The 6,433-nt window shown below is 78.1% G+C and carries 3 protein-coding genes; 2 read left to right on the top strand and 1 reads right to left on the bottom strand.

Annotation, left to right across the window (positions count from 1 at the left end):
* The first annotated feature begins 260 nt into the window (after nt 1–260).
* On the top strand, nt 261–821 hold the full coding sequence (locus I003_RS0128605; RefSeq protein WP_027774609.1) for a SigE family RNA polymerase sigma factor: 561 nt from the start codon (nt 261–263) through the stop codon (nt 819–821).
* A gap of 205 nt (nt 822–1,026) precedes the next feature.
* A complete protein-coding gene (locus I003_RS0128600) occupies nt 1,027–2,679 on the top strand; it encodes a long-chain fatty acid--CoA ligase (RefSeq protein WP_027774608.1) in 1,653 nt (550 codons plus the stop codon).
* A gap of 54 nt (nt 2,680–2,733) precedes the next feature.
* On the opposite strand, the gene I003_RS33635 is transcribed toward I003_RS0128600, so the two are convergent.
* The gene (locus tag I003_RS33635) at nt 2,734–5,742 is read right to left on the bottom strand and encodes a response regulator (protein ID WP_051368589.1); all 3,009 of its coding nucleotides are present in this window, start codon (nt 5,740–5,742) and stop codon (nt 2,734–2,736) included.
* Nucleotides 5,743–6,433 lie beyond the last annotated feature (691 nt).

Raw genomic sequence — 6,433 nt, 5'->3', positions numbered from 1 at the left:
CCGCCGCCGCCTGGTGGCTCCGCCGGTACGCCGGTAGGCTCGCGGAGCGGCACGGCGGCAGGCGGACCGTCCTCGACCGCAACGTCGTGGACCTGCCGGTCGCGATCATCGGACCCCGGACGTAGTACCCCGAAGGGTCCCCCGCCCGGCCCTCCACCTACGGGAGGTCCGGCCGGCTCGGTGCCTACTCCCTCGGGTGGAGCCCGCATCGCGACCTACGGCCGATCCGCATACCCGGCTGCCGCTCCTAGCGTGGAGCCATGTCCACAGCCAGCACCACCGACGCCCCCGCGGCGGCGGCCACCGCGCGACCGCCCCTTCCGACCTTCGCGGCGTACGTGCACCTCAGGGGGCCGGTGCTGCTGCGCACCGCGCGCTCGCTGACCACCAGCCCGTGGGACGCCGAGGACCTGCTGCAGACCGCGCTGGCGCAGACCTACCTGGCCTGGGACCGGATCGAGGACCCGCGCGCCCTCGACGGCTACGTACGCCGCGCGCTGCTCAACACCCGCACCTCGCAGTGGCGCAAGCGCCGCATCGACGAGTACGCCGCGGGCGACGAACTCCCCGAGCCCGCCCCCGTGCCCGGCCCCGACCCGGCCGAGCACCAGGCGATGCGCGACGCGATGTGGCGCGCGGTGCTGCGGCTGCCGGAGCGGCAGCGGGCGATGGTGGTGCTGCGGTACTACGAGGACCTGAGCGAGGCGCAGACGGCGGCCGTGCTGGGGGTGTCCGTCGGGACGGTGAAGAGCGCGGTCTCGCGGGCGCTGGCGAAGCTCCGGGAGGACACGGGGCTGGGGGAGCTGGCGCAGGCGGCGTAGGGGACCCGCCCGCGGCTGCCGCAGGGCGTTCGGCCCGGCCCGGCCGGGGGCGTGCGTGCGGACCTGCGCGGGGGGCGCGGCGCGCGTCCGGTGATCCCCTCCCGAGGTAGTGACAAGGGGCCCGGTCACCAGCAGAATCAGCGCCACCGTCCACTGGCGCGTAACCGCTGCGTGTGCTGCGTGTCCTACCCCGGGGAGGCCTTCCGTGCTGAGCACGATGCAGGACGTACCGCTGACCATCTCGCGGATCGTGACCCACGGCTCGACCATCCACGGCGCCGCACAGGTCCTCACCTGGACCGGCTCCGGCGAGCCGCCGCGGTCCCGGACCTTCGCCGAAGTCGGCGCCCGCGCCGCGCAGCTCGCGCACGCGCTCCGCGACGAGCTGGGCGTACGGCAGCAGGAGCCGGTCGGCACCCTCATGTGGAACAACGCCGAGCACCTGGAGGCGTATCTCGCGCTGCCCGCCATGGGCTCGATACTCCACACCCTCAACCTGCGTCTCGACCCGCGCCAGCTCGTCTGGATCGTCAACCACGCCCGCGACCGCGTCGTCCTCACCAACGGCACCCTTCTCCCCCTCCTCGCCCCGCTGCTGCCGCACCTGCCGGCCGTCGAGCACGTCGTCGTCGCCGGCCCCGGTGACCGCGCGCTCCTCGACGGCACCCACGTCACCGTCCACGACTACGAGGAACTCCTCGCCGGCCGCCCCGAGTCGTACGACTGGGCCGTCCTCGACGAACGCGAGGCCGCCGCCCTGTGCTACACCTCCGGGACCACCGGCGACCCCAAGGGCACCCTCTACAGCCACCGCTCCGTCTATCTGCACTCCCTCGGCGTCATGACCGCCGAGTCCTTCGGCATCACGCCGCACGACCTCGCCCTGCCGATCGTGCCGATGTTCCACGTCAACGCCTGGGGCCTGCCGCACGCCGCCTTCATGGCCGGTACGTCCCTGCTGATGCCCGACCGCTTCCTCCAGCCCGGCCCGATCGCCGAGATGATGGAGACCTGCCGGCCCACCCTCAGCGGCGCCGTCCCCACCATCTGGCAGGCCCTGCTCAACGAGCTGGACGCCCGCCCCCGCGACGTCTCCTCCCTGCGCACCGCCATCATCGGCGGCTCCGCCTGCCCGGCCCAGCTCATGAAGGGCTTCGACCAGCGGCACGGCATCCGCGTCGTGCAGGCGTGGGGCATGACGGAGACCTCGCCGCTGGGCTGCATCGCGCACCCGCCGCCCGGACTCGACGCGGAGGAGGAGTACCCCTACCGGCTGAAGCAGGGGCGTTTCCCGGCGACGGTCGAGGCGCGGCTGCGCGGCCCGGACGGGAACCTGCTGCCGAAGGACGGGGAGTCGGCGGGGGAGCTGGAGGTACGCGGGCCGTGGATCACGGGCGCGTACTACGGCGGCGCGGACGGGGAGCCGTTCCGGCCGGAGGACAAGTTCAGCGAGGACGGCTGGCTGCGCACCGGCGACGTCGGCACCATCACCGCCGACGGCTATCTGACGCTGACGGACCGGTCCAAGGACGTCATCAAGTCGGGCGGCGAGTGGATCTCGTCGATGGAGCTGGAGAACCACCTGATGGCCCACCCGGACGTCGCGGAGGCGGCGGTCATCGCCGTACCGGACGAGAAGTGGGAGGAACGGCCGCTGGCGGCGGTGGTGGTGTGCGAGGGCGCGGACGTGACGTACGAGGAGCTGCGCGCCTATCTGGGGGAGCGGATCGCGAAGTGGCAGCTGCCGGAGCGGTGGGCGCGGATCGGCGAGGTGCCGAAGACGAGCGTGGGGAAGTTCGACAAGAAGGTGCTGCGCAGGCAGTACGCGGACGGGGAGCTGACGGTGACGCGGTTGTGAGGACCGCGCGCCGCGCGCGGCTCGCCCGGTCCCGGTGCCGGTGACACGGTCCGGCTACGTCGTGCCGATCTTGGCCAGCAGGTCGACGATCCGATTCTGCACCTCCGCGCTCGTCGACCGCTCGGCCAGGAACAGCACCGTCTCGCCCGAGCGCAGACGCGGCAGTTCGGCGCGGTTGATGTCCACGGCCGTGTACACCACCATCGGCATCCGGTTGAGCATGCCGTTCGCGTTCAGCCAGTCGACGATGCCCGTACGCCGGCGGCGGATCCGCATCAGGTCCATCACGACCAGGTTCGGCCGGAAGCGCGTCGCCAGGTCCACCGCCGCCTCGTCCGACGTGGCGTGCATGACCTGCATCCCGCGCCGCTCCAGCGTCGCCGCCAGCGCGTCCGCGATGTCGGGGTTCTCCTCGAAGAGCAGCACGCGCGGCGGGTGCTGCTCGCTGTCGCGCGGTGCCAGCGCCTTCAGCAGCACCGCCGGGTCCGCCCCGTACGCCGCCTCCCGCGTCGCCTGCCCGAGGCCGGCCGTCACCAGCACCGGTACGGACGCCGCCACCGCCGCCTTGCGCAGCGACTGCAGCGCGGTGCGGGTGATCGGGCCGGTGAGCGGGTCCACGAAGAGGCCGGCGGGGGAGACGGAGATCTGCGCGTCCAGTTCCTCGCGGGAGTGGACGACGACGGGGCGGTAGTTGCGCGCGGTCAGCGCCTGCTGCGTGGCGGCGTCGGGCTCGGGCCAGACGAGCAGCCGGCGCGGGTTGTCCAGCGGCTCGGGCGGCATCTCGTCGTCGAGGCGCAGGGGCGTCGTCTCGGGGTCCTGCGCGGCGACCTCGACCACCCCGTGGCGCCCGTCGAGCGGCTCGGGGCCCTCGGCGGCGGAGGCGTCCGGCGCTCCGATGGCGAAGGCGCGCCCGATGGCGTCCCGCCGGGCTGCGGTACCGGGACGCGCCGGGGGGCGGTGCTGCGGGGTGTGCTGCTGCGGGGCGTGCGGGTGCTGCGCGTGGGCGCTCTGCGGGGGCGCGGCGGCGGGGGGCGCGTCGCCGCCGGGCGGGGGCGTGCCGTCCGCGGGGCTGCCGCCGCCGAGGCGGCGTCGGCGAGCGCCGGTGTGCTCGTCGGCGGAGTCGTACGGATCGTGGGTGGGGGCGTGCACGGGGTCGCCGGCTGCGGCGTACGGGTCGTACGCGGAGTCGTGGGCGGGGTCGTACGGATCGTGCGGGTCGTGGCCGGGGTGGGCGCCGGGGCCGGTGCCCGTGGGGGTGCTGCCGGGTGGGCGCTGGGCGCCCTGAGCGCCGTCTTGGGTGCCCCGGCCGTTCCGGGGGTCCTGGCCGCCCGTTCCCGGGTCGTCGTGGGTTTCCCGGCCGGCGTCCCGGAGTCCCCGGCCGCCCTGGGACGGCGGGCCCTCCGGGGACGACGGGCCGGAGGGCTGGTCGACGTAGGCGACGCCCTGGCCGAGGGTGCGCACGCTGATGGGGCCCGACTGCTGCGCCGGCAGCGCCGGCATCGCGGGGGTCGCGGCGGAGCGGGCGAACCGGGTGGCGCCGCCGCGGGTCGAGGTCGTGGGGGCAGAGCCGGTGGGGGTGGAGCCGGTCGCGGCGGGACGGGGGCCCGGGGCGTCGGCGGGGGCGGCCTGGGCGGCAGGGGCGTCGGCGGGCTGGTCCTGGCGGGGGGCGGCGCGGCGCGGGTCGACGCCGCGGGCGGGGGTCTGCATCTCGTGCCGCGGGTCCACGGGCCCGGGGGTGTGACCGGAGGCGTGAGCGCCTGCGGCGGGGGCCTGGGCGGCGGGTTGTGCGCCGGGGGCGGGGGCCTGCGGGCCGGGCTGCCGGGGGACGCCGCCTTGGGTGCGGGGGTCGCTCTGGGCGTGCTGGGGCCGGGGGTCGCCTTGCGCGCGGTCGTCGCCCTGCGTACGGGGGCCGTGCTGCGCGGGGACGGCCGGTGCGGGGTCGCCGCCGCGCCGCGGGTGGCGGGTGTCCGGGGCGCCGTGGGCGGGGTGCGGAGTCTGCGAGGTGCGTACGGTGCGGACCTCGCCCGTGTCGTCGTCGCCGGCGGCGGCGCGGTTGCCGTCGTGGGGGTAGGGACCGGTGTCCGGGTCCTGCACGGGGCGGCCGGTGGCCCGGCGGGGGCCGGGGGCGGCGTAGGGCGGCGGGGCCTCGTCGTAGCCGCCGGGGCCCTGGGAGTGCGGGTACGGGCCGGTGTCCGGCTCCTGCGCCGGGGGACCGGGGCGGCGCCGTTCGCCGGCGGGCAGGGCCGGGGCGTCCGGCGGGGCTTCGGCGGGCGCGGCGGGGCGGCGACGGCGGCCGGAGGGAGGCACGGGGGCGCCGGGTGCGTTCCGTACGGGGGCGTCGGTGGCGCCCTGGGGCAACTGCGGCGCCGCGGAGTTCTGCGCGGCGGGGAGAGCCGCGGGGTTCGCCGGACCGGGCCGGCGCCCGGCGGGATCGGCGGGCTCCAACCGCCCGGCGGTCGCGGGGTCGTCGTAGTCGTCGTAGTCGCCGGGGTCCACCGGCCCGGCGTTCCGGACGGGCCCGGCGCCGGCGCCACGGGCCGGGCCGCGCGGGGCACGGGCGGGACCGGCGGCGTCGTAAGGGCCGTCGTCCGCCGGTCCGCCGGGTCCCGGGTATGAGCCGGGGCCGGCGTGTGGGCGGGGCCGGCCGTGGCCCGGTGTCGCCGGGTCGTCGTCGTAGGCGCCTGTGGCCGGGTCGCCGCGTCCGGCGTAGGCGCCGGGGTTGCCCCGCGTGCGGGCGCCGGGCGCGGCGGGGTCGTCGTACTCGCCCACCGGGCCGTCGGGGTCGGCGTAGCCGTCGCGGTCGCCCCGCCCGCCGGACGGGCCGCGACCGGGCGCCGCCGGGGGCTCGTATGCGCCGGGGCCCGCCGTGTACCCGGGCCGGGGGTGCCCGCCGGGTGTCCGTCCTCTGGGGGCGGGGCCCCGGCCGCCGTCGTCGTCGTACTCGCCCGGCCCCGCCGCGTACCCGGGCCCGGCCTCGTCGTATTCGGCGGGTTCCAGCGGCTCGACGCCGCCGGGTGCGCGGCCCGTACGGCCGTCTGCGGGGCCCGCCTGGCCGTGGTCCATGCGGACGCCGCCGCCGGTGTGCGCCGTGGGGCCGCCGGGGGCCATCGGGCCGGGGCCGGCCGGGCCGACCCGTCCACCGGGACCACCGGGCGCCGCGGGGCCGACCGGCCCGCCCGGTGCACCGGGCCCGCCCGGACCCGCCTGCCCGCCGGGTCCGCCGCGTCCCCCGGGACCGCCCGGACCGCCGGATCCGCCGGGGCCGATCGGGCCGCCCGGTCCCGCCGGGTCCTCCGGTCCCTCAGGCTCACCCGGGCCGCCGTATCCGCCCGGTCCGCCCGGTCCGCCGTGCCCTCCGGGGCCGCGCGGGGCGTCGGGGCCCTCGAAGCCGCCCGGCTCGCCCTGTCCACCCGGTGCCTCCGGGCCGACCGGCCCGCGCGGTCCGCCGGGGCCGCCCGGTCCCGCGGGCCCTTCCGGCCCGGCCGGGCCACGGCCTACGGGCCGGCGCCGGGCGCCAGCCGAGGGCTCGCCCGGCTCGGCGCGGTCCTGCTGTGCCTGGCTGCCCGGGCCCTGGCCCACGGGCCGGCGGCGACGGCCGCGACCCTGCGTACCGGGGAGGGCGTGCCCGACCGCCGCGGCGCCGGTGTCCACGGCGCCGCCCTCTCCGGCGCCGCCCGTACCGCCCACCGCGGCCCTGCCGGCCCCGGCGCCGGTCTCGTCCCGCGCGCCGCCCGCGACGGCTTCCGGCGCCGGC

The organism is Streptomyces sp. CNQ329 (assembly GCF_000482585.1).
Note: the sequence above shows the minus strand (reverse complement) of the source record. Positions and strands in the feature narration are given on the sequence as shown.

What these genes read in the sequence shown, in the direction of transcription:
- I003_RS0128605 (WP_027774609.1), top strand. Translation starts at nt 261, where the DNA reads ATGTCCACAGCCAGCACCACCGACGCCCCCGCGGCGGCGGCCACCGCG.
- I003_RS33635 (WP_051368589.1), bottom strand. Translation starts at nt 5,742, where the DNA reads ATGGACCACGGCCAGGCGGGCCCCGCAGACGGCCGTACGGGCCGCGCA.